Annotated in this window: 22 protein-coding genes; 8 read left to right on the top strand and 14 right to left on the bottom strand. The window is 63.8% G+C overall.

Annotated features, from left to right (window positions below; genetic code table 11):
* From BN1133_RS02405 to BN1133_RS02380, 6 genes are all read left to right on the top strand, one after another.
* The coding region (locus tag BN1133_RS02405; protein ID WP_197273642.1) for an ATP-binding protein at positions 1–2,052 on the top strand (2,052 nt) is incomplete at its 5' end.
* Positions 2,030–3,253 (top strand): response regulator, encoded by a 1,224-nt coding sequence (locus BN1133_RS02400; protein ID WP_050664950.1) that lies wholly within the window; start codon positions 2,030–2,032, stop codon positions 3,251–3,253. The genes BN1133_RS02405 and BN1133_RS02400, both read left to right, overlap by 23 nt.
* Positions 3,254–3,286: 33 nt before the next feature.
* Entirely contained in the window at positions 3,287–3,880 is a 594-nt protein-coding gene (locus BN1133_RS02395; RefSeq protein ID WP_050664964.1) for a GNAT family N-acetyltransferase, read from the top strand.
* A gap of 47 nt (positions 3,881–3,927) precedes the next feature.
* Positions 3,928–4,695, top strand: coding sequence for a Sir2 family NAD+-dependent deacetylase (cobB, locus tag BN1133_RS02390; protein ID WP_050664949.1), 768 nt, complete (start codon positions 3,928–3,930; stop codon positions 4,693–4,695).
* 77 nt (positions 4,696–4,772) lie between these two features.
* Complete coding sequence (locus tag BN1133_RS02385; protein ID WP_136613588.1) at positions 4,773–5,234, top strand: putative pterin-binding protein; 462 nt, start codon at positions 4,773–4,775, stop codon at positions 5,232–5,234.
* Complete coding sequence (locus BN1133_RS02380; protein ID WP_050664947.1) at positions 5,231–6,871, top strand: GGDEF domain-containing protein; 1,641 nt, start codon at positions 5,231–5,233, stop codon at positions 6,869–6,871. Before BN1133_RS02385 ends, BN1133_RS02380 begins: the two co-directional genes overlap by 4 nt.
* On the opposite strand, the gene BN1133_RS02375 is transcribed toward BN1133_RS02380, so the two are convergent.
* The 8 genes from BN1133_RS02375 to ubiG form a co-directional block, all read right to left on the bottom strand.
* Positions 6,868–7,875, bottom strand: a complete 1,008-nt coding sequence (locus BN1133_RS02375; RefSeq protein ID WP_050664946.1) for a substrate-binding domain-containing protein — start codon at positions 7,873–7,875, stop codon at positions 6,868–6,870. The two genes, BN1133_RS02380 and BN1133_RS02375, sit on opposite strands and share 4 nt — an antisense overlap.
* The gene (rbsK, locus tag BN1133_RS02370) at positions 7,875–8,795 is read right to left on the bottom strand and encodes a ribokinase (protein ID WP_050664945.1); all 921 of its coding nucleotides are present in this window, start codon (positions 8,793–8,795) and stop codon (positions 7,875–7,877) included. The genes BN1133_RS02375 and rbsK overlap by 1 nt, the downstream gene beginning before the upstream one ends.
* A gap of 94 nt (positions 8,796–8,889) precedes the next feature.
* Positions 8,890–9,765: a ribose ABC transporter substrate-binding protein RbsB gene (rbsB, locus tag BN1133_RS02365; protein ID WP_050664944.1), complete on the bottom strand. Its 876-nt coding sequence runs from the start codon at positions 9,763–9,765 to the stop codon at positions 8,890–8,892.
* 23 nt (positions 9,766–9,788) lie between these two features.
* Complete coding sequence (gene rbsC / locus BN1133_RS02360; RefSeq protein WP_050664943.1) at positions 9,789–10,754, bottom strand: ribose ABC transporter permease; 966 nt, start codon at positions 10,752–10,754, stop codon at positions 9,789–9,791.
* Positions 10,751–12,265 (bottom strand): ribose ABC transporter ATP-binding protein RbsA, encoded by a 1,515-nt coding sequence (gene rbsA / locus BN1133_RS02355; RefSeq protein ID WP_050664942.1) that lies wholly within the window; start codon positions 12,263–12,265, stop codon positions 10,751–10,753. The genes rbsC and rbsA overlap by 4 nt, the downstream gene beginning before the upstream one ends.
* Before the next feature lie 11 nt (positions 12,266–12,276).
* Positions 12,277–12,696, bottom strand: coding sequence for a D-ribose pyranase (gene rbsD, locus BN1133_RS02350; protein ID WP_050664941.1), 420 nt, complete (start codon positions 12,694–12,696; stop codon positions 12,277–12,279).
* Between the two features lie 189 nt (positions 12,697–12,885).
* Complete coding sequence (locus tag BN1133_RS02345) at positions 12,886–13,554, bottom strand: HAD family hydrolase (protein ID WP_050664940.1); 669 nt, start codon at positions 13,552–13,554, stop codon at positions 12,886–12,888.
* Entirely contained in the window at positions 13,551–14,282 is a 732-nt protein-coding gene (ubiG, locus tag BN1133_RS02340; RefSeq protein WP_136613582.1) for a bifunctional 2-polyprenyl-6-hydroxyphenol methylase/3-demethylubiquinol 3-O-methyltransferase UbiG, read from the bottom strand. The genes BN1133_RS02345 and ubiG overlap by 4 nt, the downstream gene beginning before the upstream one ends.
* 160 nt (positions 14,283–14,442) lie before the next feature.
* On the opposite strand from ubiG, the gene gyrA reads away from it, so the two are divergent.
* Positions 14,443–17,166: a DNA topoisomerase (ATP-hydrolyzing) subunit A gene (gene gyrA, locus BN1133_RS02335; protein WP_050664939.1), complete on the top strand. Its 2,724-nt coding sequence runs from the start codon at positions 14,443–14,445 to the stop codon at positions 17,164–17,166.
* A 223-nt stretch (positions 17,167–17,389) separates the two neighbouring features.
* On the opposite strand, the gene BN1133_RS02330 is transcribed toward gyrA, so the two are convergent.
* The 4 genes from BN1133_RS02330 to BN1133_RS02315 all read right to left on the bottom strand — a co-directional run bounded on the left by BN1133_RS02330 (position 17,390) and on the right by BN1133_RS02315 (position 20,601).
* Entirely contained in the window at positions 17,390–18,430 is a 1,041-nt protein-coding gene (locus BN1133_RS02330; RefSeq protein ID WP_050664938.1) for a PA0069 family radical SAM protein, read from the bottom strand.
* 99 nt (positions 18,431–18,529) lie between these two features.
* Complete coding sequence (gene cdd, locus BN1133_RS02325) at positions 18,530–19,411, bottom strand: cytidine deaminase (RefSeq protein WP_050664937.1); 882 nt, start codon at positions 19,409–19,411, stop codon at positions 18,530–18,532.
* 150 nt (positions 19,412–19,561) lie between these two features.
* On the bottom strand, positions 19,562–20,251 hold the full coding sequence (locus tag BN1133_RS02320; RefSeq protein ID WP_050664936.1) for an LrgB family protein: 690 nt from the start codon (positions 20,249–20,251) through the stop codon (positions 19,562–19,564).
* The gene (locus tag BN1133_RS02315; RefSeq protein WP_050664935.1) at positions 20,248–20,601 is read right to left on the bottom strand and encodes a CidA/LrgA family protein; all 354 of its coding nucleotides are present in this window, start codon (positions 20,599–20,601) and stop codon (positions 20,248–20,250) included. The genes BN1133_RS02320 and BN1133_RS02315 overlap by 4 nt, the downstream gene beginning before the upstream one ends.
* Positions 20,602–20,721: 120 nt before the next feature.
* Here BN1133_RS02315 and BN1133_RS02310 point away from each other — a divergent pair, with 120 nt between their 5' ends.
* Complete coding sequence (locus BN1133_RS02310) at positions 20,722–22,413, top strand: alpha-galactosidase (protein WP_050664934.1); 1,692 nt, start codon at positions 20,722–20,724, stop codon at positions 22,411–22,413.
* Between the two features lie 54 nt (positions 22,414–22,467).
* Here BN1133_RS02310 and BN1133_RS02305 read toward each other — a convergent pair whose 3' ends face one another.
* Both BN1133_RS02305 and sbcB read right to left on the bottom strand, forming a co-directional pair.
* Positions 22,468–22,968, bottom strand: coding sequence for a hypothetical protein (locus tag BN1133_RS02305; RefSeq protein ID WP_050664933.1), 501 nt, complete (start codon positions 22,966–22,968; stop codon positions 22,468–22,470).
* 102 nt (positions 22,969–23,070) lie between these two features.
* Complete coding sequence (gene sbcB / locus BN1133_RS02300; protein ID WP_050664932.1) at positions 23,071–24,498, bottom strand: exodeoxyribonuclease I; 1,428 nt, start codon at positions 24,496–24,498, stop codon at positions 23,071–23,073.
* Positions 24,499–24,534 lie beyond the last annotated feature (36 nt).

Below are 24,534 nucleotides of genomic sequence, written 5' to 3'. Positions count from 1 at the left end.
GTCGCCACCCTCGATGAGGGGGCACGGCGACTGAGGCTCAACGAGGGCGATGCCATGCTGGCCGATCTCTATCAGTTGCAATACCCCTTGCAGCTCAATCGATTGCACGATCTCAGGATCAACGATCTGGCGACCGAGCGCTGGGGCCTCGGGTTTGCCGTCGCTGCGGCGTCACCCCATCTGGCCACCTTTCTCGATCAGGGGATCATGCGGATCACCCCGACGCAGCAAGATGAGCTGCGTCAGCGCTGGCTGCGGCTCTCGGTGACCCAGGTCGAAGGGGTGAGTTATGGACTCTGGATTGGCTCTTCCCTGTTGCTGCTCCTGACTGGTGGGAGTATTTCGCTGCTGATCTGGCGCTCCAGACGCCGAATGGCCCTCGAGGTCGTGCGTCGGCGCGAGGTGGAGAAGGGGCTGTCGGAGGCCCGGGAGCGTGCCGAGGCCGCAGTCGAGGCCAAGGGGCGCTTCCTGGCCTCGATAAGCCACGAGATCCGCACCCCCATGAACGCCATCATCGGTCTGCTGGAGTGGCTCTCCGGTACGCCGCTCTCGGCAGAGCAGGGCAGGGCACTGGAGGGGGTTCGACAGGCCAGTGACGAGCTGCTGGGTCTGCTCAACGATATTCTCGACTTCTCCCGTAACGAGAGCACCCAGCTGGCCCTGACTCCACAGCGAGTCGATCTGGCCCTGCTGTGCGAGCAAGTGGCGGCCATCCACTGGCCCAAGGCAAGGGACAAGGGGCTGGCCCTGAGCCTGCGGGTTGAGCCTGACTTGCCGGTAACCCTGTGGCTCGATCCCCATCGTTTCGCCCAGATAGTCCATAACCTGCTCTCCAATGCCATCAAGTTCACCCCAAGCGGCCGGGTGAGCCTCACCCTGGGGGTGGGCGATGGCCTGCTGCATCTGGCGGTGGAGGACGAGGGCCCGGGTATCGAAGAGGAGCTCGGTGCACGCCTCTTCCAGCCATTTGAGCAGGGTGAGGAGGCCAGACGCCAGGGGCTGGGAACCGGCCTTGGGCTGGCCATCTGTCGCCAGCTGGTGAGCCAGATGGGGGGGGGGATCGGTGTCACGGCACGCCAGCCCGGGAGCCGCTTCTGGTGTCGCCTGCCGCTGCAACCATCGCCCCTGCAACTCCCCCGCAAGCGTGTGGTAGAGGGCGTCACGCTGTTGATGCCGTCCGACGAGGCGGCTCGCTGGGATCCCTGGCTGGGCCGGCTCGGGATCGCCCGGCAAGGGGAACCCCTTGGTTTGGAGCATGATGAGTTTGGGCTCCCGTGCTGGCGCTGGCGTGGTCAGCGTCTGCTGCCCGGCGCCATCCTGACGGCCCTGACCACGGCGAGCCAGGGTGAGAGCCATGCGCCCCCTGCGACGGGAACCGGACTCAAGGTGCTGCTGGTGGAGGATCACCCCCTCAACCGCCAGGTGTTGGCTATGCAGCTGGGGCAGTTGGGGGCCCGGGTGGTGGAGGCGGCCGATGGCGCCGAGGCGCTGCAGCATCTGGAGCGTGGGGAGAGGGTCGATCTGGTGTTGACCGATCTGCAGATGCCGCTGGTCGACGGCGCCGAGCTGTGCAGACGAATCAAGGGCGATGCCCGCTGGGATGGGATCCCCGTCTATGTGATCACCGCCGATCTCAGTGTCCAGGCGGCCGAGCGACTCACGGCCTGTGGCTGCGATGGCCATCTTGACAAGCCGGTGCGTCGCCAGGAGTTGGCGAATCTGATGCAAGGGTGCCTGCCCACCGTTGTCGATGAGACACCGAGTGGACTGCTCAATGATGAGTTGATAACCCTCTATGAGACCACCAGCCGACAGGATCTTGCGCTGCTGCAACGCCAGTGGCGTGAGGGGGATAGCAAAGGGTGGGCCTCCCAATTGCACCGCATCAAGGGTTCGGCAAAAATGGTAGGCGCCGCCGAGCTGGTCAGACTGGCTGACTATTGGCAGCAGCATCCGCAATGGGATGGAGAGGCCGCCCTCGGTGCGGCGCTGGAGAGCGTGGTATGCCGCTTGCGCAGAGGTGACGACAATGATCAACATCATCACAGATGAAGAGCTGACAGCGCTGCTGGGAGGTGCAAGCGGTGAGCAGGATGAGTTTCGTCCCGTAACCCTCTATGCCCTTGACGATCGCAGCTATTGCCTCGCCCTCGAGAGCCAGCTGCCAGCCGAGATTGCCCTGTTGCGGGCCGAGCCCTCCAGCGACTGGCAGTGGGGAAGCTGGTTTGGCAAGAGTCAGTTCCTGCTCTTTAGTCCCGCCCACCACAGTGGCAAGGTCTACTGGGATGCCCTGCATGAGGGGGAGGGGATCCTGAGTCTCGATACGCTCTGGCGCCCCCGACTCGAGCGGGCACTGCAGGCCTGGCATGAGTGGCTGGGTCGCCAACAGGTGTTGCTGCTCGAGGATCACCCCTTTCAGGGAGCGCAGATGGCCGGGCAGATCCGGGAGATGGGCGCCCAAGTGACCCTGGTTCGCGACGAGAGCGAGCTGCGCCGCGCACTGGAGACCGGGCCGGTGGATTGGGTCGTCAGCGATCTGGCGCTGGCACACGATGATGCCATTCGGGTATTGGGGCGCGAGGTAAAGGTGACGGCGCCGGTGATCCTGCTGTCGGGGCACGATCAGTCCCTGGTCGACGGGGCCGCACAACTGCTCTCCCTGCGCGGTGTCAAGGTGGTGGGAGCCTTTACCAAGCCCCTCGACACCCATCGCCTGCTCCCCCTGCTGCTGCGCGGTTACGAGGGGGCACCTGCCCCCCATCTTCGTCCTCCCCAGTCGCGCCGGGTGAGAAGCTGGGCAGGGGAGATTGCAGGCGTCCTGGGGCGGCCGGATGCCCCTGTGCCGGCCCCCCTGAGTCGCTGGCTGCTGCTCGCGTCTCTCGACAAGGAGTGGTCGGCCCTGCGTCAGCAGGCCGAGGGCGAGGGGCGATGGACGCTGGTCATTCGCTCCCGGGATGAGCTGCTCTCCCATCCAGATCGCTTCTCCCTCGCCTTGCAGGCTCGCCTGGCGGGGGCCTCGCTGGCCCTCTTCGTCGATAGTCGGGAGACCCTCTCCTTCGAGCTGCTCGAGCGCCTGCCCCTGGAGGCCATACTGATTGGCTCACGCTTGTTGCCCTTGCTCGAGCAGGGGGGGCTTATCGAGCACTTTCTGGAGCGGGCCCGGGACAAGGGGTGCCGGCTCTATCTGGATGATCCCTACGGCTTGCTCGACGACGAGGTCTGGCTGGCGCGTGGCTTTGAGGGGCGCTGGTAGGTGGGCATTGATTATCGCTGCAAGGGGGCCGACATGCCGCTCCTGCATCAGCTGTTGGATCAGGGGCCCTGGCCTCATACACGTAAAGAGATGCCGCTGTCGTTGACTCTGGGCGGCGATCGGGTGCTGCTGCGAGAGGTGGTGCCCGGTGACAAGGGGCGTCTGGTTCAGGCCTTTCACGACCTGAGCGAACGCAGTGTCTACCTGAGATTCATGCGTGCCAAGCAGCCGCCGAGCCAGGAGCAGGTGGCCTGGTTTACCGATTATCCGCGTGACACCCAGCTGTCATTGCTGCTGTGTGACGACAAGGGCTACCCGGTGGCGCAGGCCCAGTCGATCCGGCGCCGGCGCCATCCTCTGCGGGCCGAGTTCTCCTGTGTGGTCGCCGATCACTTCCAGCGTCGCGGTGCGGCCCGCCATATCTTGCTGGCCCTCGCCCTGCTCGCCAGGGGGGAGGGGGTTCGGGAGTGGATGGCCGAGATCCTGGCCGAGAATCGCCCCATGTTGGCTCTGGTGCAGCGGCTCGGATTGCCGGTGTCGCTGGTGACGGGGCGGGCCATGGTGTTTGTGCGCCTTGATCTGACCGCTCTCGATCCCTGGCTTGCCCATCAGACCAAGGGCGAATAGTCGCAGGGGAAGGCGCGTGCTAGGGTCAAGGAAAAAGGAGTAAGGCTATGGAACGACACTACCAGCATATCGTTATCCTGACCGGGGCAGGCATCTCGGCCGAGTCGGGGATCAAGACCTTCCGCGCCAGCGATGGACTCTGGGAGGATCACAGTGTCGAGGATGTGGCCACCCCCGAGGGCTATGCCCGGGATCCGGCTCTGGTGCAGCGCTTTTACAATGCACGGCGGGCCCAGCTGCAGCAGCCCTGTATTCATCCCAATCCCGCCCACTACGCCCTGGCTCGCCTCGAGCGCCTCTTTCCGGGCACTGTGACCCTGGTGACCCAAAATATCGACAACCTGCATGAGAGCGCCGGCAGCAAGAACCTTGTCCATATGCACGGCGAGCTGCTCAAGGCGCGCTGTCCCCAGTCGGGACAGACTATCGAGTGGAAGGGGCCGATCACCGAGAGCGATCTCTGCTCCTGCTGTCAGTTTCCCCACCCCCTGCGCCCTCATGTGGTCTGGTTCGGCGAGATGCCGATAGGGCTTGATCGCATCTATTCGGCACTGGCGCGCTGCGATCTCTTCATCTCTATCGGGACCTCGGGGGCCGTCTACCCGGCCGCCGGTTTCGTCCATGAGGCGAGCCTGAGCGGAGCCCATTCGGTGGAGCTCAATCTGGAGCCCAGTGAGGTCGACAGCCAGTTTGACGAGAAGCACTATGGGTTGGCCACCCATCTGGTGCCCGCCTTCGTGGACGGCTTGCTGGTGGCCCACGGCGTGCAATCCGAGCCTCTCAAGCCTGAATACGACTGGATGGCGCATCGCTGATCCGCAGCACTCTCCTGGCCATCGGAGTGAAATCCCGCCACACTCATCCCGACATGGTGTGAAGTGGGAGGTGCGCTATGCGTCTAATGCGCGGATGGTGGCTCGGGTTGCTTCTGGTGTTCGGGGCTCAGGCGGAGGAGGTGCTGCTGACCCTGAAAAATGGCAATGGTGAGCCTATTCGTACCTTCACCCGAGCCCAGTTAACGTCGTTGCCCCAACACCATTTTCGTACCATTACCGCCTGGACCCAGGGCAGCAATAGCTATGAAGGCCCCGCCCTTGAGCAAGTGCTGCAGGGGACGGGCGCCAAACGCATCGCCATGACGGCCCTCAATCACTACCGTTATGAGCTGGATCTGAGACCCTTCTCCAGCTACCCCGCCATCCTGGCCATGAGCGAAAATGGCAAGCCTCTCACCCGTCGCAACAAGGGCCCCCTGTGGCTTCTGCTGCCTTTCAGCGATCGCCCGGATCTCAAAACACCGGAAAATGAGGCTGCCATGGTATGGCAGTTGGTGACCATTGAGATAATTCGATGAGGCGCCTGCTGTACAACGCCATGATGTTGCTCACGGCACTGCTCTTTATCGGTGTGTCGGTATTGGCTCTTTATCTGCAGGGGAAACAGGAGAAGAGCGTCGATTACCTCTATCGCACCAACTACTGGCACATGGGCCAGCTGGTGTTGGAGTCACAACGTTTCAGCGATGGATTGCGACTCTATCGGGCGGGTGCTCTCTCCAGGGACGATCTCACCCTGCTCTTCGATCTCCTCTGGAATCGGGTCGATATCTTCCTGGTTAGCGAGGAGTCTGCGGAACTGCGCAGGCAGGGCGGAATGGTGGAGGCGACCCACTCCCTGTTTGATAACCTCAAGCGGTTGGCCCCCCGGATCGACGGAGGTGAGCTTGGTCCCGGCCCTATGATGGACGAGCTGGTCGAGCGAGTCACTAATGACATTCGTCGTATTGAGGTCCTCGAGCAGGAGGCACTGACCGGTGAACAGCGCCAGAGTTCGGTCCAACATATCCGCCGGGACCTGCGCTGGCTTCAGATCAGCCAATTGCTGCTGCTGTTGGCCGGCATGGTGCTGGTGCTGGCCCTGTGCCGGGCCAACGATCAGAATCGGCGCCTCTCTTTACTCGATCCCCTGACTCGGTTGGGCAACCGACGAGCCTTCTACCAGGCCCTCGGATCCGGATTGTGTCACGAGCGGGTAGGGGCCCTGGTTATCCTCGATCTCAAGCGCTTCAAGCAGGTTAATGATCAGCTCGGGTATCAGGTGGGAGACAGATTGCTGCAGGTGATCGCCCAGCGGCTCGGCGACTGGCCCCATGGCACGGCCTACCGCCTTGGAGGGGACGAATTTGCCCTGGTGATGCCCCCGGCCGAGAGTGCCGGGTTGAGCGAACGGGTCAAAGAGATCCCGGGGGTGATCGGCGAGCCCTTTATCACCCGGGAGCAGCGCCTCATCCCCCGCTGTCGGTTGGGCGTTGCCCTCGCCGGTGGATCGGATGAAGTGAGCAATCTCATCGATCATGCCATCCAGGCGCTGGATCAGGCCAAGCGGGGGGACCTGGGTGATCTGGTCTTCTTCGAGCGGCGTCTCGCAGAGCGTCTGCTGCTGCGTCAGCAGCGCAGTCAGACCCTGTTGCAGTGGCTTCATCAGGGGGGCATGAGTCCCCTGGAGCACAGCTTCGAGCCGCTACAGAGCGCAGGAGAGGTGAGCGCCCTGCTGCTCTATCTGCGCTGGCTGCCGCAAGGGGAGCATTGCGAGCCCGAATGGCTCGACGAGGTGGGGATGCTGGAGCAGGTGGTGCTGCCCCACGCGGCCATGCTTTGGCAGGAGCGGGGTCTCCCCCTGGTGATCCGCTTGCACGGCGTGACGCAACTGATTCATCTGCTCGATGGCCTGGCGCTGCGGCAGGAGATGGTCAGCCGTGTGATCCTCTCTCTCCCTGTGGTGGGAGAGTGGGATGAGCAGCTCAAAGAGAGGGTGATTGCCAGCGGCGTTGCGTTGGCTGTCGAGGAGATAGGCAGCGCCACTGCCCGTCAGTTGGCAGAGGGATGGCCCATTCGTTTCTGGCTATCCCTCTCCCATCAGGGGCAGCTGGGGGAGAGCCTGCTCACCCTGTCGCGGGAACTCGGTCTGACCCCACTGGATTGCCCGGCTTAGGGGCGGGGGGAGGCGCAGGAGCGGCGGATCACCAGATTGGGCTCCAGCGTGATCAGGCGCGAGGCGTCCTGGCTGCCATTGATGCGTGCCAGCAAGGTGGTCACCGCGAGGCGGCCGAGCTCCTCCTTGGGCTGGTTGACTGTGGTGAGCGGCGGCGAGAGGTACTCGGCCAGCTCCACGTTGTCGTAGCCGATGATGGAGAGATCTTCCGGGATGCGCAGCCCCGCCTCGGTGGCGGCGCTAACGGCCCCCATCGCCATCATGTCGTTGCAGACAAACAGGGCGGTGGGCCGCTCGGGCAGCGCTAGAAGACTCTGCATGGCGCGATGGCCGCTGGCGCAGTCGAACGCCCCTTCGACGATCCACTCGCTGTGCAGGGGGAGCCCCGCCTCCTGCAGGGCGTCGATAAAGCCGGCCAGCCGGTCGGCCCCCGGTGCCCGCGAGCGCGGCCCCGTGATGCAGCCAATCTTGCGATGACCCAGGGCAATCAGGTGGCGGGTCGCCAGCATGCCCCCGTGGCGGGAGTTGTCGGCGATGAGATCGCAGCCATCCCCCCCCGTACCCCAGTCCATCTGTACCACCGGCAGCCCCTTGAGCCAGTCGAGCTGACCCAGCACCTCCTGTTGCCCCTCGCTGCACATGATGAGCAGGCCGTCGACCCGCTTTCTCAGCATCATCTTGAGGTAGGAGAGGGCGGTCGCCGCCTCGCCCTCGGTGTTGCCGAGCATCAGGTTGTAGCCCTGCTCGAAGCAGTAGCGCTCCACCCCGCGCACCACCTCGGCGAAGAAGGGGTTGCTCGAGGTGGTCACCAGCATGCCGATACTGTGGGTCTCTTTGACCTTGAGGCTGCGCGCCACCAGACTCGGCGCGTAGTTGAGCTCAAGCATGGCGGCGAACACCCGCTCCCGGGTCTCTTCGGCCACGAAGCGGGTCTCGTTGATGACGTGAGAGACTGTGGTGGTCGAGACCCCGGCCCGCACCGCCACGTCCCGAATGTTGACCATCAGCCATGCTCCTTGAGGAAATCGCGCACCTCGGCCAGGGTCGGGATCGAGCTCTGGGCGCCCAGGCGAGTGACCGAGATGGCTGCCGCTGCGTGGGCAAAGCGAATGGCTTCCGCCATGGTGGCGCCGCGCAGCAGCTCGGCCAGCAGGGCCCCGTTAAAGGTGTCGCCGGCCGCCGTGGTGTCGGTGGCGGTGACGCGAAAACCGGGGATGAGGGCCGCCTTCCCCTGCTCGCTCCAGTAGACCCCCTGGGCGCCCAGGGTGATCATCACGCTGCCGATCCCCATGGCGTGGAAGCGCAGGGCCGCCGCGCGGGCGCTCGCCTCGTCGCTGACCGCCACGCCGGTCAGGAGTTCGGCCTCGGTCTGGTTCGGGGTGATGAGATCGACCAGGGCGAGCAGCGCCTGGGGCAGCGGCTGGGCCGGGGCGGGGTTGAGCACCACCCGGGTGCCGGCCGCATGGGCGAGCGTGGCGGCGCGCAGCACGCTCTCGAGGGGAACCTCGAGCTGCAGCAGCAGGGTGTCGGCCCCCTGAATCGCGTCGGCGTGGCGCTCGACCACCTCGGGCGTCAAGGCGCCGTTGGCCTCGGCCGAGAGGCCTATGCTGTTCTCCCCCTCATTGCTCACATAGATGATGGCGATGCCGGTTGGCAGGAGTGGGTCACACTCGACCGCGCTCACCTCGACGCCGTCGGCGGCGAAGCCATCGCGCATCTGGTGGCCGATGGCATCATCGCCGATGCGGGCGATAAAACCGATGTCGGCGCCCAGGCGCGCCGCAGCCACCGCCTGATTGGCTCCCTTGCCGCCGGGCAGCACCTGGTAACTGTGGCCGCGCAGGGTCTCGCCGGGACGGGGAAAGTGAGGGACGCGCAGGACATGATCGGCATTGACGCTGCCGAGGACGACGAGTTGCTTCATAGATAATCCTGTTTCGATACGGCTTGGGGTGAGGTCGCGTTGCGGCCGCACGCCAGGCAGCACCATGCGGGGGCCAGGGCCCCCGCAGCGGAGTTTACTTGGTGACGACTTGCAGCGGTACCGGAATGGCACTATCCACTTCCTGCCCCTTGAGCACCTGGTCGGCGGTTTCGACGCCGATGGCACCGATCAGTGCCGGCTGCTGAGCCACGGTGGCGGCCAGCTTGCCCTTGGCAACGGCGGCCTTGCCGTCGTCAGTGCCATCGAAGCCGACGATCATTACCTCCTTGCCGGCGGCCTGCACCGCGCGGATGGCGCCCAGCGCCATCTCGTCGTTCTGGGCGAACACGGCCTGCACTTCGGGTTGGGCGGCCAGCAGGTTCTCCATGACGTTGAGCCCCTTGGTGCGGTCAAAGTCGGCCGGCTGGGAGGCGAGCACCTTGAAGCCGTTGGCCTTGACCGCCAGGGCGAAGCCTTCGCCGCGATCGCGGGCGGCAGAGGTGCCGGCGATCCCCTCGAGCTGGATCACCTTGGCGCCCTTGCCGAGCTTTTCGGCGATGAAGTCACCGGCCATCTTGCCGCCGGCCACGTTGTCGGAGGCGATATGGGCCTGCACCTTGCCCTGGGCGGCACCGCGGTCGAGGGTCAGCACCGGGATGTCGGCGCGGTTGGCCAGTACGATGGCGTTGCCGACGGCGGCGGAGTCGGTCGGGTTGATCAGGATGGCACTCACCTTGCGCACGGTGAGATCTTCCACGTTGGCCAGCTCCTTGGCCGGGTCATTCTGGGAGTCCAGCACGATCATCTGGTAGCCCAGCTCCTTGGCCTTGGCCTCGGCCCCCTCCTTCATGGTGACGAAGAAGGGGTTGTTCAGGGTCGAGACCACCAGGGCCAGGGTCTGATCGGCAGCGTGGGCGGTGCCCATGACAGACAGAACGGCGGCGGCGAGCAGGGTATTGAGCTTTTTCATCGTTTCATTCCTTGTGTGTGTCATCACTTGCTTTTGTTATCGATCATCACGGCGAGCAGGATCACGCTGGCCTTGGCAATCATCTGGTAATAGGAGGATACGTCTAGCAGGTTCAGGGCGTTGTTGAGAAAGCCGATGATGAGGGCCCCGATGAGGGTCCCCATGATGCGGCCCTTGCCCCCCATCAGGCTGGTGCCACCGAGTACCACGGCGGCGATGGCGTCGAGCTCGTAGCCCATGCCGGCGGTCGGCTGGGCCGACGACAGGCGCGAGGTGACGATCAGCCCCGCCAGGGCGGAGAAGACGCCGCACAGGCTGTAGACGGCGAGCTTGACCCACGCCACGTTGATGCCGGAGAGGGCGGTGGCGGACTCATTGCCCCCCAGGGCGTAGATGTAGCGCCCCAGGCGGGTGTGGTTGAGCAGGTACCAGGCAAACAGGAAGGTGAGGGCCATCAGCCAGATGGGCACCGGGATGCCGAGAAGATATCCCGTTCCGAGCCAGGCGAACTGGTCGGCCACGTCGCTAAAGCCGGTGGAGATGGGGCGCCCCTCGGTGTAGACCATGGTCACGCCGCGCAGGGCCGTCATGGTGACCAGAGTGGCGATGAAGGCCTGCACCTTGCCCTTGGCTATGATGGCGCCGCTCAGGCCCCCCAGGGCGCCCCCGGCCAGCAGGGCGGCGGGCACGGCGACATAGATGGGCAGCTCCATACCGATCATGCTGGCGGCAAAGGCACCGCACAGGGCCAGCACGGCGCCGACCGAGAGATCGATGCCGGCGGTGAGGATCACCAGGGTCATGCCCACGGCGATGATGGCGTTGACCGAGGTCTGGCGCAGGATATTGAGCAGGTTGTCGACCGTGAAGAACTGGTTGTTGAGCAGCGACACTACGGCGATCAGCACCAAGAGGGCGACCAGGGATTTGTTGTCAATCCACCAGCGTTTGCTCGGAAAGCCCGTCCGGGCTGCAATTTGGGATGTCATGCCGGCACCTCTTGCCATTGTTTTCCTACTGCGGCGGCCATCAGGCGCTCCTGGTTGGCCTCGTGTCGATTCATCTCGGCGCTGACGCGCCCTTCGTGCATTACCAGGATGCGGTCGCTCATGCCGAGCACCTCCGGCATTTCGGAGGAGACGATGATGACGCTCATCCCTTCTTTCTTGAACTCGTTGATGAGCTGGTAGATCTCCTTCTTGGCCCCCACGTCCACCCCGCGGGTCGGCTCGTCGAGGATCAGCACCCGCGGGCGGGTGAGCAGCCCCTTTGCGATGGCCACCTTCTGCTGGTTACCCCCCGAGAGCAGGCGGATCGGCTGCTCGGCGCCCGGGGTCTTGATGTTAAACAGACGAATGTAGTCGCTGACCGCCTGGCGCTCGGCATTGCCGTCGATGTGGATGCCGCGCACGAACTCGCCCAGGGCACACAGGGTCATGTTCTCGCGCACCGACATGGGGAGCACCAGGCCGTCGCCCTTGCGATCTTCCGAGATGTAGGCGATACCGGCGGCCAGGGCATCGGCTGGAGAGCGCGGGATGAGCGGCTCGCCGCCGAGGGCCATGTTGCCGGCACTGGGGTGCGCCGCACCATAGATGAGCTTCATCAGCTCGGTGCGCCCGGAACCCATCAGGCCGCTAAAGCCCAGGATCTCCCCCTCATGCAGGGTGAAACTCACGCCGCGCACACCGGGGCCGCTTAACTTCGAGACCTGCAGGCAGACCGGGCCCGGCTCGCGTACCAGGCGCGGGTACTGCTCGTCGAGACGGCGACCCACCATCATCTCGATCAGGCGATCCTCGTCGAGTTCGCTCACCGGACACTCGCCAATCCACTTGCCGTCGCGCAGCACGGTGACGTCGTCGCAGATCTCGAAGATCTCCTTGAGCCGGTGGGAGATGTAGACGATGCCGCAGCCCTGGGCTCGCAGCTCGCGAATGACGGTGAACAGCTGCTCGGTCTCGGTGTCGGTCAGGGCATCGGTCGGCTCGTCCATGATGATGACGCTGGCGTCAAAGGAGAGGGCCTTGGCGATCTCCACCATCTGCTGCTCACCGATGGAGAGATCCCCCAGTCGGGTATCCGGGCCGTGCCTGACGCCGAGGCGCGTCAGCAGGGCGGCGGCACGCTGACGCAGCTGCCCGTGATCGATGCTGCCAAAACGGGTACGCGGCTCGCGCCCGAGGAAGATGTTGGCGGCAATGGAGAGCTCGGGCAGCAGGTTGAGCTCCTGGTGGATGATGCTGATCCCCTGATCCTGGGACTCGCGCGGTCCGCGAAACGCCACTGGCGCCCCACGATAGGTGAGGATGCCGCTGTCAGCCTGATAGATGCCGGTCAGCACCTTCATCAGGGTCGACTTGCCGGCACCGTTCTCGCCGAGCAGGGCCATGACCCGGCCCGGGTAGACGCGCAGGCCCGCCTCGTCGAGGGCCCGCACGCCCGGGAAGGTCTTGACGATCCCGGTGAGCTCGAGCAGGGGAGTGGAAATCGGGTTCATGCTCGCTCCCATCAGAAGGCGACGCCGGCGCAGAGAATGAGGTTGGCGTAGGGGGTGGTCTCACCGCTGCGCACGATGGCGCGGCTGCGGCTGCTGCGGGCCTTGAAGGCCTCATGGCTGATGTAATCGATGGTGACGGGCTTGCCCTGTTCGGCGGCGTGGCGCTCGATGCGCGCGATCAGTTGCTGGTGGCAGGCCGGGCTCACGCTCTTGATCTCCTCAGCCAGCACCACGCGCTCGACGGTGAGTTCGACCAAGAGGGCGTCGAGGGTGGTCAGCAGAGAGGGGGTGCCGGGGGTGAGGGCCAGATCGATGCGCTCGGGGCCGTCCGGAATGGGGAGCCCCGCATCGCAGACCACGATCTCGTCGGTATGACCGACCCGGGCGATGAGCGCGCTCAGGGGCGCATTGAGCAACTTGCCACGTTTCATACAACACCTCTCAGCCCTGGGGCCCTGTTTTGTCTCTCGGGTACGCAACCGGTTGCGTAACCGGTTGCGTCGAAGAGTAGGAGCATGGGGGAGTGGATGCCAGCACCACGTCTCAGGAGTGTGAAAAGGATCTCAGAGCGGTGGGAAAAAGGAGTCAAAAGAGAAGGCGCCAACGGGGCGCCTTCGGGGTTATCGGCTCAAACGCAGCCAATGATGCAGTGCCTGGACGGTGTCAAAGTGCAGATCTGCCTGCCACAGGGCGGGGTCGTCGCGCTCATCGAGATAACCCCAGCCAGCCACGGCCGTCACCATACCGGCATTGCGGCCGGCCTCGATATCGCGCACATGATCCCCCACATAGAGGGTGTGGGCCGGGGCCACCCCCAGCTTGTCGCAGGCGTAAAACATGGGGGCGGGGTCGGGTTTTCGCACCGGCAGGGTGTCGGCGCTCACCGCGACCGCGCATCCCTTGAGCTCGGGCAGCTGCGCCAGCAGCGGATCGGTGAGAAAGCCGGGCTTGTTGGTCACTATGCCCCAGGGCATGGCCTGCTCCTCGAGCCAATGCACCAGCTCTACCATGCCCCCGAAGGGGCGGGTGCCAAGACAGAGGTGCGCGGCGTAGTAATCGAGCAGGGCGGTGCGAAGGCGGCTGGCGCCGAGCTCTTCGAGCAGCTCGTCACCGAGGCCGGCACGCAGCAACCCCAGCGCCCCGTGGGAGGTGGTCTGTCGGATCACCGCCTCGCTGAGCGGTGCAAAGCCCTCTTGCACCAGCACGTGGTTGACGGCGGCGCCCAGATCCGGCGCCGTGTCGAGCAGGGTGCCGTCGAGATCGAAGAGGACCGCATGCAGGGGGCTCATCGGGCCTCCGGGCGGTTGAAGGAGACCATGTAGTTGACGTCCACGTTGGCACCGAGACGAAAATCACCGAGCAAGGGGCGATAGTGCACGCCGCTCATGTGGCGCACCACCAGCTCGCTGGCCTCGGCCATGCGGCACAGCTCGGCCGGGGTGATGAACTTCTTGTGATCGTGGGTACCCTTGGGAACCATCTTCATCAGGTATTCGGCACCGACGATCATCATGAGATAAGACTTGGGGTTGCGGTTGATGGTGGAGACCACCACCCGACCGCCGGGGCGCACCAGGGTGGCGATGGCACGCAGTACGGACGCCGGATCGGGCACGTGCTCGAGCATCTCCATGCAGGTGACCACGTCGTATTGGCCGGCAGCCTCCAGGGCGTGGGCTTCGGCGGTGATCTGTTTGTAAGTGAGCTCCACCCCCTGCTCCAGGGCGTGCAGGCGGGCCACGGCCAGGGGCTCCTTACCCATGTCGATACCGGTCACAATAGCGCCGCGCCGCGCCATGCTTTCGGCCAGGATGCCGCCACCGCAGCCGATATCGAGCACCTTCTTGCCAAACAGGCCACCGCACTCGCCATCGATCCACTCCAGGCGAACAGGGTTGATCTGGTGCAGGGGCTTGAACTCCCCCTCCATGTCCCACCAGCGAGAGGCGACGGCCTCAAACTTGGCGATTTCCGACGGGTCGACGTTACCATTGGTGGCAATCTGTTCAGCATTCATGCGCGCAGCTTCCTCATGGGCATGTTCTTTCGTTGGCGGCATTATAACGGACACCCTCTGACAGGCCAGAACCGTTTTTGGCTTAAGGATTTACGCGCCCTGTGTTACCATGACGCGCTGTTTAAGCCAAAGAACAACTTATTAGGGATTAAGGCTTTCTATGAGCGATCTGGCCAGAGAGATCACGCCGGTCAACATTGAGGAAGAGCTCAAGAGTTCCTATCTCGATTACGCCATGAGCGTCATCGTGGGACGAGCCCTGCCGGATGTGCGTGATGGCTTGAAACCGGTCCACCGCCGTGTGCTCTTCGCAATGAATGAGCTCGGCAACGACTGGAACAAGCCCTACAAAAAATCGGCCCGTGTGGTCGGTGACGTAATCGGTAAGTACCACCCCCACGGCGACAGTGCCGTGTATGACACCATAGTCCGCATGGCGCAGGACTTTTCCATGCGCTACATGCTGGTCGACGGCCAGGGCAACTTCGGCTCGGTCGACGGCGACAGCGCCGCGGCCATGCGATACACCGAAGTGCGCATGGCGCGCATCTCCCACGAGCTGCTGGCCGATCTCGACAAAGAGACGGTCGACTGGGTGCCCAACTATGACGGCACCGAGCTGATCCCGGCCGTGCTGCCGACCAAGGTGCCGAACCTGCTGGTCAACGGCTCCTCCGGTATCGCGGTGGGCATGGCGACCAACATTCCGCCCCACAACCTCACCGAGGTGATCAACGGCTGTCTGGCCCTGATCGCGGATGGCAGCATCGGTATCGATGACCTGATGGAGTACATCCCGGGTCCCGATTTCCCCACCGGCGGCATCATCAACGGGCGCTCCGGCATCATTCAGGCTTATCGTACCGGTCGTGGCTCCATCTATGTGCGTGCCAAGGCCGAGGTAGAAGTGGACGAGAAGACGAGTCGCGAGACCATCATCGTTCACGAGCTTCCCTACATGGTCAACAAGGCGCGTCTCATCGAGAAGATCGCCGAGCTGGTCAAAGAGAAGAAGATCGAAGGGATCAGCGCCCTGCGTGACGAGTCTGACAAGGACGGCATGCGGGTCGTTATCGAGATCAAGCGCGGCGAGTCTGGCGAGATTGTGCTGAACAATCTCTACAAACACACCCAGATGCAGACCACCTTCGGTATCAACATGGTGGCGCTGGACAACAACCAGCCCAAGGTGCTCAACCTCAAGGAGATGCTGGAAGCCTTCCTGCTGCATCGCCGCGAAGTGGTGACCCGCCGCACCGTGTTCGAACTGCGCAAGGCGCGTGACCGGGCCCATATCCTTGAAGGTCTGGCGGTGGCCCTGGCCAACATCGATCCCATCATCGAGCTTATCCGCCACAGCGCGACCCCGGCCGAGGCAAAAGCCGGCCTGGTGGCCAAGGGCTGGGCGCTCGGCAACGTGGCCTCCATGCTGGAGAAGGCCGGTGGCGACGCCGCTCGTCCCGAGTGGCTGGAGCCCGAGTTCGGTATCCGCGACGGTCACTACTTCCTGACCGAGCAGCAGGCCCAGGCGATCCTCGATCTGCGTCTGCACAAGCTGACCGGCCTCGAGCACGAGAAGATCCTGGAAGAGTACCAGTCTCTGCTCGATCTCATCGCCGAGCTGCTGCACATCCTGGCGAGCCCGGAGCGCCTGATGGAGGTGATCCGTGACGAGCTGCTGGCCGTGCGCGATCAGTACGGTGACGAGCGTCGCACCGAGATCAGCGCCTCCAGCGCCGAGATCAACATCGAAGATCTGATCACGCCGGAAGATGTGGTGGTGACCCTCTCTCACCAGGGTTACGTCAAGTACCAGCCCCTCTCCGACTACGAGGCTCAGCGTCGTGGTGGCAAGGGCAAGTCCGCGACCCGTATCAAGGAAGAGGACTTCGTCGAGCGTCTGCTGGTGGCCAACACCCACGACACCATCCTGTGCTTCTCGACGCGCGGCAAGGTGTACTGGCTCAAGGTTTATCAGCTGCCGGAGGCGTCCCGCGGCGCCCGCGGTCGTCCCATCATCAACCTGCTGCCGCTGGAAGAGGAAGAGCGCATCACCGCCATCCTGCCGGTCAAGGAGTACGATGCGGACAAGTATGTCTTCTTCGCCACCGCCAACGGTACCGTGAAGAAGACCAGCCTCTCCGATTTCAGCCGCCCGCTCTCCTCCGGGATCCGGGCTATCAACCTGAAGGAAGGGGATGAGCTCATCGGTGTCGATATCACCGACGGCAGCAACGAGATCATGCTCTTCTCCGACGCGGGCAAGGTCGTACGCTTCCACGAAGGCAGCGGCCGTGCCGATGACCAGGTGGAAGAGGGGGACGAGGCCGAATCCGATGACGAGGCCGCTGAAGGCGAGAGCAAGGGCGGCAGCTTCAAGGGTGTGCGTCCCATGGGCCGTACCGCGGCCGGTGTGCGCGGTATCAAGCTGGGTGCCGGTGACAAGGTGGTCTCCCTCATCGTGCCCCGTGGCGATGGCGCCATCCTCACCGCGACCGAGAATGGCTACGGCAAGCGCACTGCGCTGGACGAGTATCCGACCAAGAGCCGTGCCACTCAGGGCGTTATCTCCATCAAGGTGGACGATCGCAACGGCAAGGTGATCGATGCCATCCAGGTCGATGAAACCGACCAGATCATGCTCATCACCAACGGTGGCACCCTGGTGCGTACCCGGGTGGCGGAAGTGAGCGTCATCGGTCGTAACACCGGCGGCGTGCGTCTGATCCGCACCGGTGAAGACGAGATCGTGGTCGGCCTGCAGCGCATCGCAGAGAGCGATGACGATGACGAGCTGGTGGCGTTGGGCGAGGATGGTGAGGGCGAGAGCCCGGCCGCCGATGGCCCGCAAACCGACGAACCGGCCGATGATAGTGCCGAGTAAACCCGGCAAAGAGTGCCAGAGTGGCACGATGAAAAAGGGCGCCTGATGGCGCTCTTTTTTTATGCCGTCACGGCGGGCTGGCTCGCTGCTCGATAGCGACCGCCATGAGGAGAAGAGGCGAAGAGCGGCAGGATGTTCCGGGATCTGTGGTGCCGGCTGTGGGGTGACGAGCTCATTCCGACGGAGGAGGGGGGGCAGTACGATCTGCGTTCGGGTGGGGCCATTAGAAGAGAGTGAGCTGCTCCCTGGGTCGACGAAAGGCATCGAGCCGCAGTGGCAGGTGGGGGACGTCGAGTCCCAGACGGCGCACCGCCAGACGAAAGCGCTGGGCGAGCAGGTTGGCAAACTCCCCCTGTCCGCGCATCCGTTCACCAAACTGCGGGCTATTGAGCGCCCCCTCGCGGCTCTGGCGCAGGATGGAGAGCACCGCCTCACGTCGTCCCGGATAGTGCTCGCCGAGCCAGGTCTCGAACAGGGGGGCGAGCTCGCGGGGCAGGCGCAGCAGGATATAACCGGCGCAGTCGGCTCCTGCCGCCGCGGCTCCTTCCAGGATCCGCTCCAGCTCGTGCTCGTTGAGGCGCGGGATCATGGGGGCGGCCAGCACCCCGACCGGAATGCCGGCGCGGGTGAGCTGCTCGATGACCCTGAGGCGCCCCTTGCCCGGGGTTGTGCGTGGCTCGAGCCGCTGGCGCAGGGTCTCGTCGAGGGTGGTGACCGAAACCATGACGTGGCACAGTCCTTCGGCGGCGAGCTCGGCCAGTATGTCCCTGTCGCGCAGCACCATGGCGCTCTTGGTGATCAGGGTTACCGGATGGCCGTGATCGCCCATGACCTTCAATAACTCGCGGGTGAGTCGCAGCCGTTGCTCGGCCGGTTGGTAGGGATCGGTATTGGCGCCGATGCAGATCACCCGGGGCCGGTAGGCGGGGCGAGCAAACTCGGCGCGCAGCAGCTCGGGGGCGTTGCGTTTGGCGAAGATCCGCGTCTCGAAGTCGAGGCCAGGGGAGAGCTCCAGGTAGGCGTGGCTGGGGCGGGCATAGCAGTAGATGCAGCCGTGCTCGCACCCCTGATAAGGATTGATGGAGGCATCGAAGGGCACATCGGGCGAGCGGTTGTGGCTGATGATGCTGCGTGCCTCAACCTGGCTTATCCGGGTCGCAGGGGACGGGCTTGCCGTTTCTTGCCACCAGCCGTCATCGACGGTCTCGATGCGCTGTTGGGTAAAGCGATGCACCACGTTGCCACTGGCGCCACGTCCGGCCATGGGATTACCTGCGCTGTATAAATAAACAGTATTTTGTGGCTGCTGCCCGGAAAAAGCAAGCGGGCCCAGGGGCCCGCTTGTGATCGTGATGGAGAGGGATCAGAGCGCCAGGGTCTCGAGGGCGATGCTGCTGACCGCCTTAAGGGCCGAGCGAGCGCTGTCGACCTGGCTGATAAGCCCATCCTTGCTCTCGACCAGCACGGCGCGGCGCAGGGTCGCGAGATCTTCTCCCGCCAGAACCGCATGGGTACAGGCCATCTGCATGGGGGGCAGACTGGGGTTGAAGGCGGCGTTCTCTGCGTAACGGCCCTCTATGATGTGGCCGTTGGCAAACTCCAGCGCCACCCCGGCAAAGCCTCGGCTGTAAGGGGCATAACTGCGATTGGCCGCCGCCAGGGCCGCCAGCGCCAGAGGATCTTCGCAGGTTAAGGTGAGACCATGATCCTGATGGCTCATCAGGGCGTCGGTGATCTGCAAGTCGGCCGGCCCGAAGGAGTGAGGCAGGAAGGCCTGCAGCGGGCTGTGGTCATCGGGCAGGGTCACCTTGATCATCTTGGCGGTGGTCAGTTCGTTCATAAACTGCCGGCAGTGGCCACAGGGGGTGTAATTGACGGTGATCTCGTCGATTCCGGTTTCGCCGCCAAGCCAGGCATTGGAGATGGCTGACTGCTCGGCGTGGATGGAGTGGAACAGCCCCTGACCGGCAAACTCCATGTTGGCGCCGAAGTACCAGGCACCGCTCTGGCCGCTGGCAATTGCCCCCACATAGAAGTTGGAGATGGGGGCCACCGAGCAGGCCGCCGCCAGCGGCAACAGGGCCAGACGCAGGGCTCGGTCTTCCATGCCGGTGGCGAGTTTGAGGGCGGCCACTTGCTCTGGGGTCAGACGAGCCTGAAAGGAGTCCTGATTGAGAACAGGTGCGAGCGCATCTTGCAGCTCGGTGGACAGGTTATTGAAAGGCTTGGCAAAACGGGGATGCATGACTCTTCCTCATGGGCCAATTGGGAGGGCATTGTAGGGAGGCAGAGGGGCAAAGAGTGTGAGCGCGATCACGTGGATCGCGCCCGGGCGGGTTGATCTCTCAGATGAAACGTTTAACAGCTCAAAAGTGTGGGCGTCGTCTCACAGCACTCATACCCCGAAAAGGGCAGAATAGAGGGCAAAGAGCAGGGGGGCCACGGCGGCGGTCAGGATACCGCAGACCACCATGGCCAGCGAAGAGAAGGCTCCCTGGGTGATCCCCTGCTCGGCACTGGCCGCCGTGCCCACGGCGTGTGCTGCTGCCCCCATGGCGAGACCCTGGGCCTCGGGATCGGTGACACCCATCATCCTGAGCAGGGGAAAGCCGATGATAGCCCCCACCACCCCGACGATGACGACGATGGCGGCGGCAATGGCCGGAATACCGCCGAGGGACTGGCTGACGCTCATGGCCAGTGGCGTGGTGATGGACTTGGTCACCACCGAGGCGAGCATGGCCGGCTCGGCATGGAGCAGATGGCCGATCACCAGGGTGGTGCCCACCGAGATCAGGACGGAGAGCAGGCAGCAGATCAGTATGGGCTTGAGCCTGGCCAGGATCTGCCGCGACTGCTGGTAGAGGGGCAGCGCCAGAGCGACCACGGCGGGCTCCAGCAGGGCCGTGATGGGGGAGGTCCCCAGCTCGTACTGCTCCAGGGGCAGGTTGAAGAGCAATATTATTCCGATGATCACCAGGGTCGGGATCAGAACCGGGTTGATCACAGGCCAGGGAAGGCGTCGGTAGAGAGTCCGGGTGGCAAAGTAAAGAGCCAGGGTCAGGGGCAAGGCAAGCCAGATCATTGCTTGTTCATCCTTTGATAGAGGTGACCGACGCCGGCGAGGATCAGCACGATACCGCTCAGGATGGCGGTGACGATGAGGGGGAGGGCATGGCGCAGTGGCTCGAGCCAGGCCACCAACCCGACCGCAACAGGGACAAACAGCACTCCCATGTGGCGCAGCAGCAAGCCGGCACCACGCTCGACCCAGCTCAGCCTGACCAGTTGCAGCGAGAGCAGCAGATAGAGGATCAGAAGGCCGATAATGCTTCCCGGAAAGGCGAAAGGCAGCAGCGCCGATATCCCCTTGCCCAGCATCAGGGCCGCCAGGATCACCAGAAAATCGCGCAGATAACGCAGCAAAATGGGCATAGACACGTGGGTACCCCATAAGTGTGAGCAGGCTCGCAGTTTAACAGAAGCCGCCTGCACAGACAGCAGGCTGGCGATAAATAATTTCTAATGAAACAATAACCAAAATAAGGAGTCTCAGTGGGAAACGTTCTCTCTTCACTTCGTCAGTTGGCCGTGACCCGGATGCCCTTGGCAGACCTGCTTGTTACCCATGAGTGGCATGACCGAGAATGCCGGGTGCGCCTTGACAATGTCGGGGCCGAGCGGGTGTGTCCCGACGATTGGTTGCTCTTCGATGGTCAGCTTGGCCTGGCCGGGGCGTCCATCTATGGGGAAGGGTTTCAGATGTTGGCCCAGACCCTGGGGACCTGGTCTGCTCCCGAGGCGGTGGGGCGCTGTCCGGATGCGGACAACTACCGGATCACCCATGACGATGGCTTTCACACCGTCCATAACCTGCTGCTGGTGCAGACTCCCTCGGGTTGGCTCTTGCTGGCTTTTGGTGCTTGCCTGCGCTTTGGCGGTGAGTTTCGCCTCTATCCGGACGGTCGCCTGCAGATCCTGATGCGCACCGAAGGGCGGCCCCTGTCACCGGGTCAACACTGGTTGAGTGAGCCCCTTATTTGCCTCGAGGGGAGCGATCGGGCGGCACTGCTCAGCGAACTGGGCCAGCGTCTGGCCCGGGAGCACGGGGGGCGCGCCGGACGTCGTCCGAGTGGCTGGTGCTCCTGGTATCACTACTACGCCGAGGTGAGCGAGGCGGATATCCGTGAAAATCTGGCCCAGATGGGCACTCGTTTCACCGACCTGGAATATGTGCAGATCGACGATGGCTATCAGGCCTTCATGGGGGACTGGCTTGACCCCTCCGAACGTTTTGCCGGTGGTGTGCCTGCTCTGGTGGAGGAGATCCGCGCCGCCCATCGCAAGCCGGCCCTCTGGGTAGCGCCCTTCATCGCCGAGCCGGGCTCTCGGCTGTTTCGCGATCACCCCGACTGGTTTGTGAAAGATGAGCAGGGCCAGCCACTGGCTGCCGAGCTGGTGACCTATGGCGGTTGGCGTTGTACTCCCTGGTATGTGCTCGATGGTACCCATCCCGAGGCTCAGCGCCATCTTGAGTCGGTCTTTGCTACCTTGCGCCACCAGTGGGGCATCGATTATTTCAAGCTCGATGCCAACTTCTGGGGCGCCATCCACGGAGGTCGCTTCTTTGATCCCGATGCGACCCGTATCGAGGCGTATCGGCGCGGCATGGCGGCGGTGCGTCGGGGCGCCGGTGAGGATGCCTTCCTGCTCGGCTGCAACGCCCCCATCTGGCCGAGCGTTGGGTTGGTCGACGGGATGCGGGTGAGTGACGATGTGGAGCGCAAGGGGCCGCGTATTCGCCAGATCGCCCGCGAGCTCTTCTGCCGCGCCTGGCAGGGTGAACAGCTGTGGGCCCTGGATCCGGATTGTGTCTGCCTGCGCGACATCCCCGGTCAACAGGCGAGTGAGGCTGACTACGCCTTTCACCTGGCAGCCATGGTGGCCAGTGGTGGCATGATCCTGGCCGGCGATCGCCTGCAAGACCTCGACGCTGGGCAGGCCGCAGCGCTCAAGCAGTTGTTGGCTCTGTGCCAGAGTCGCAGTGCGCCGGCTCGCTTCGGCGATCTCGGGTTTTCACAAGGGGAGATCATATGGCAGGGGCAGAGCCTGCGCTGCCTCTTCAACTGGTCCGGTGAGCCGCGTCAGGTCATGTTGCCGGCAGGTGCCGTGGACTTTTGGGACAACCAGCCCCTGGGTGAGCGTCTGACCCTGGCTCCCTACGAGGGGCGCGTGGTGTGCTATTGAGCCGACCCATCAGAAGAGAGGCCCGATGGCCTCTCTTCTCTTATGTGCGGTTTTCTAGAAATGCCACTCCATGCCGATGGCGTAGCGGGATGAGCCATAGCCGGGCAACTCGTGGGTTGAGGCGATGGCGCGCAGTGACAGCGAGGCGGTGAGGGGAATACCGATCCCGACCCCGGCCGCCAGCTGATCCTTCTGGCGTCCCATCAGGTCGGCGCGCAGTATGCCGTAGAGAGACTGATCCTGATTCAGGTGCAGATAGCTCTGGTTGGAGAGGCTGTAGGCCTGGGTAAAGAGTTCGAGTTGGAAGCCATTGCGTGCCGTGATGGCCAGGGGCACGCCGACGAAGTCGTAGAGCTCGGAGTCACTGAAGTAGCTGTTGGTGATAGCCGGAGTGAAATCGGTCGCCTGATAGAAGTCGTCGAAGCTGCGTCTGAGCTCCCCGTAGGCCTGTGCGGGCAACTGCTGCAGATAGCCGGGAAGGGTGACGAGGGGCGACGCAGCCAGGGGAGCGCAAAAGAGAGCAAGCAGCAGGGGCGAGAGCAGGGGTGAACGCATCTGGGCTCCGGGTCGATGGGCGGCATCCGGCCGCCCGATGCCTTGAGTATGCAAGGATTATGACCCGCCGGGCAAGCCGGCGGGTGAGAGGCGGGTCACAGCTTAGAGATCCTCGAGATAACGATAGATCTGGTGCAGCACCTTAAAGCGGGACTCGTCGTCCTGATATTGGCTCGCCAGGGCGTCGAGTCGGCTGGCGTACTCGGGCAGACGGGCACCGAAATAGTCGGCGCAGTGGCTGCGCCAACGGCGCGCCTCCTCTTCGCTTAAGGTATGGGGCCAGTTACGGGCGCGGTAGCGAAACAGCATCTCGGGAAGCCTGGCATCGCTAAACGAGAAGCTGCGCTCCCCGAGCAAGTCGGGAGCGGTGGCTCGCACCATCTCCATGGCGGCCTTGTCGCCGGGGCCGAAGAAGCTGCTGTAGAGCATCAGATCCGGATCGCGGCTCTGCTCGCCCTGCCACTCCTGATTGAACACCTCCACCACCTTTTCGCGGATCTCCGGGTGCTTTCGCAGCAAGTCCAGGCTCTTTCTGCACTGCTCGCGATCGATGCCGAGTTCATCGGCCCGCTCTGGCGTCAGGGTTGCAGCCGGTGCCAGTACCGGGCACTTGTTGATATGCACGAGCTTCAACGGCACCGACTCGAGCTCACCGAGATCGTCCCTGCGGGTGTAGAGGCGCTCGCGCAGGGTATTGGCGTCGAGATCGAGCAGCACCTGCGGATCGCGGGTCAGATCCACCACGATCACCGCATTCTGGTTGGTCGGGTGCCAGGCCAGGGGTGATACCCAGCTGGCGCATCCCTGCCAGGGAGAGAACATGCCCGAGACGTGCACCAGTGGCTTCATGCTCACCACATCGATGAGCGCCTTCACCTTGTGCTTGCTGCGCAGATCGAACAGATAGTCAAACAGGCGCGGCTGGGCCTCTTTGATGAGTCTGGCCATGGCGATGGTGGCCAGCACGTCCGAGAGGGCGTCGTGAGCCTGCTCATGGCCGATGCCGTTGGCGCGGGTCAGGTTCTCGAGCTTGAAGCTCGGCTTGCCCTCGTCGTCGAAGCACCAGGTGATCCCCTCCGGGCGCAGGGCATAACAGGCGCGCACCATGTCGAGGATGTCCCAGCGGGAGTTGCCGTTTTGCCAGGAGTAGGCATAAGGGTCGTAGAAGTTGCGATAGAGGGTGTTGCGGGTCACCTCGTCATCGAAGCGGATGCTGTTATAGCCGAGCACACAGGTGCCGGGGGCCGCAAACTCCTCATGGATCTGGCGGATAAAGTCGGCCTCACACAGGCCATCTTTCATCGCCTTTTGCGGGGTGATGCCGGTGATAAGGCAGGCCTCGGGCTCGGGCAGGTAGTCTGCCGGCGGTTTGCAATAGATAACCAGCGGCTCGCCGATGATATTGAAGTCCAGATCGGTGCGTACCCCGGCAAACTGGGCCGGCCGATCCCGCGACGGGCTGATCCCGAAGGTCTCGTAGTCGTGAAAGTAGAGAGTGGGTTCAGTGCCAGGTTTTGTTGTTCTGTTCATAGGTTCCGGTTCGTCGGCGGGCGGCGAGTGGGTGGA

It is taken from the genome of Aeromonas schubertii, from assembly GCF_000820105.1.
Classification (GTDB): Bacteria; Pseudomonadota; Gammaproteobacteria; order Enterobacterales; family Aeromonadaceae; genus Aeromonas; species Aeromonas schubertii.
This window is presented reverse-complemented; position numbering and strand designations above follow the sequence as displayed.

Bases quoted from the DNA above. Each gene is read 5' to 3' on its own strand.
- rbsA (WP_050664942.1), bottom strand. From the start codon at position 12,265: ATGAACCCGATTTCCACTCCCCTGCTCGAGCTCACCGGGATCGTCAAG.
- cobB (WP_050664949.1), top strand. From the start codon at position 3,928: ATGGAACGACACTACCAGCATATCGTTATCCTGACCGGGGCAGGCATC.
- ubiG (WP_136613582.1), bottom strand. From the start codon at position 14,282: ATGAATGCTGAACAGATTGCCACCAATGGTAACGTCGACCCGTCGGAA.
- cdd (WP_050664937.1), bottom strand. From the start codon at position 19,411: ATGCATCCCCGTTTTGCCAAGCCTTTCAATAACCTGTCCACCGAGCTG.
- BN1133_RS02305 (WP_050664933.1), bottom strand. From the start codon at position 22,968: ATGCGTTCACCCCTGCTCTCGCCCCTGCTGCTTGCTCTCTTTTGCGCT.
- BN1133_RS02395 (WP_050664964.1), top strand. From the start codon at position 3,287: ATGCCGCTCCTGCATCAGCTGTTGGATCAGGGGCCCTGGCCTCATACA.
- BN1133_RS02330 (WP_050664938.1), bottom strand. From the start codon at position 18,430: ATGGCCGGACGTGGCGCCAGTGGCAACGTGGTGCATCGCTTTACCCAA.
- rbsB (WP_050664944.1), bottom strand. From the start codon at position 9,765: ATGAAAAAGCTCAATACCCTGCTCGCCGCCGCCGTTCTGTCTGTCATG.
- sbcB (WP_050664932.1), bottom strand. From the start codon at position 24,498: ATGAACAGAACAACAAAACCTGGCACTGAACCCACTCTCTACTTTCAC.
- rbsC (WP_050664943.1), bottom strand. From the start codon at position 10,754: ATGACATCCCAAATTGCAGCCCGGACGGGCTTTCCGAGCAAACGCTGG.
- BN1133_RS02375 (WP_050664946.1), bottom strand. From the start codon at position 7,875: ATGGTCAACATTCGGGACGTGGCGGTGCGGGCCGGGGTCTCGACCACC.
- BN1133_RS02320 (WP_050664936.1), bottom strand. From the start codon at position 20,251: ATGATCTGGCTTGCCTTGCCCCTGACCCTGGCTCTTTACTTTGCCACC.
- gyrA (WP_050664939.1), top strand. From the start codon at position 14,443: ATGAGCGATCTGGCCAGAGAGATCACGCCGGTCAACATTGAGGAAGAG.
- rbsD (WP_050664941.1), bottom strand. From the start codon at position 12,696: ATGAAACGTGGCAAGTTGCTCAATGCGCCCCTGAGCGCGCTCATCGCC.
- BN1133_RS02315 (WP_050664935.1), bottom strand. From the start codon at position 20,601: ATGCCCATTTTGCTGCGTTATCTGCGCGATTTTCTGGTGATCCTGGCG.
- BN1133_RS02345 (WP_050664940.1), bottom strand. From the start codon at position 13,554: ATGAGCCCCCTGCATGCGGTCCTCTTCGATCTCGACGGCACCCTGCTC.
- BN1133_RS02380 (WP_050664947.1), top strand. From the start codon at position 5,231: ATGAGGCGCCTGCTGTACAACGCCATGATGTTGCTCACGGCACTGCTC.
- rbsK (WP_050664945.1), bottom strand. From the start codon at position 8,795: ATGAAGCAACTCGTCGTCCTCGGCAGCGTCAATGCCGATCATGTCCTG.
- BN1133_RS02400 (WP_050664950.1), top strand. From the start codon at position 2,030: ATGATCAACATCATCACAGATGAAGAGCTGACAGCGCTGCTGGGAGGT.
- BN1133_RS02385 (WP_136613588.1), top strand. From the start codon at position 4,773: ATGCGTCTAATGCGCGGATGGTGGCTCGGGTTGCTTCTGGTGTTCGGG.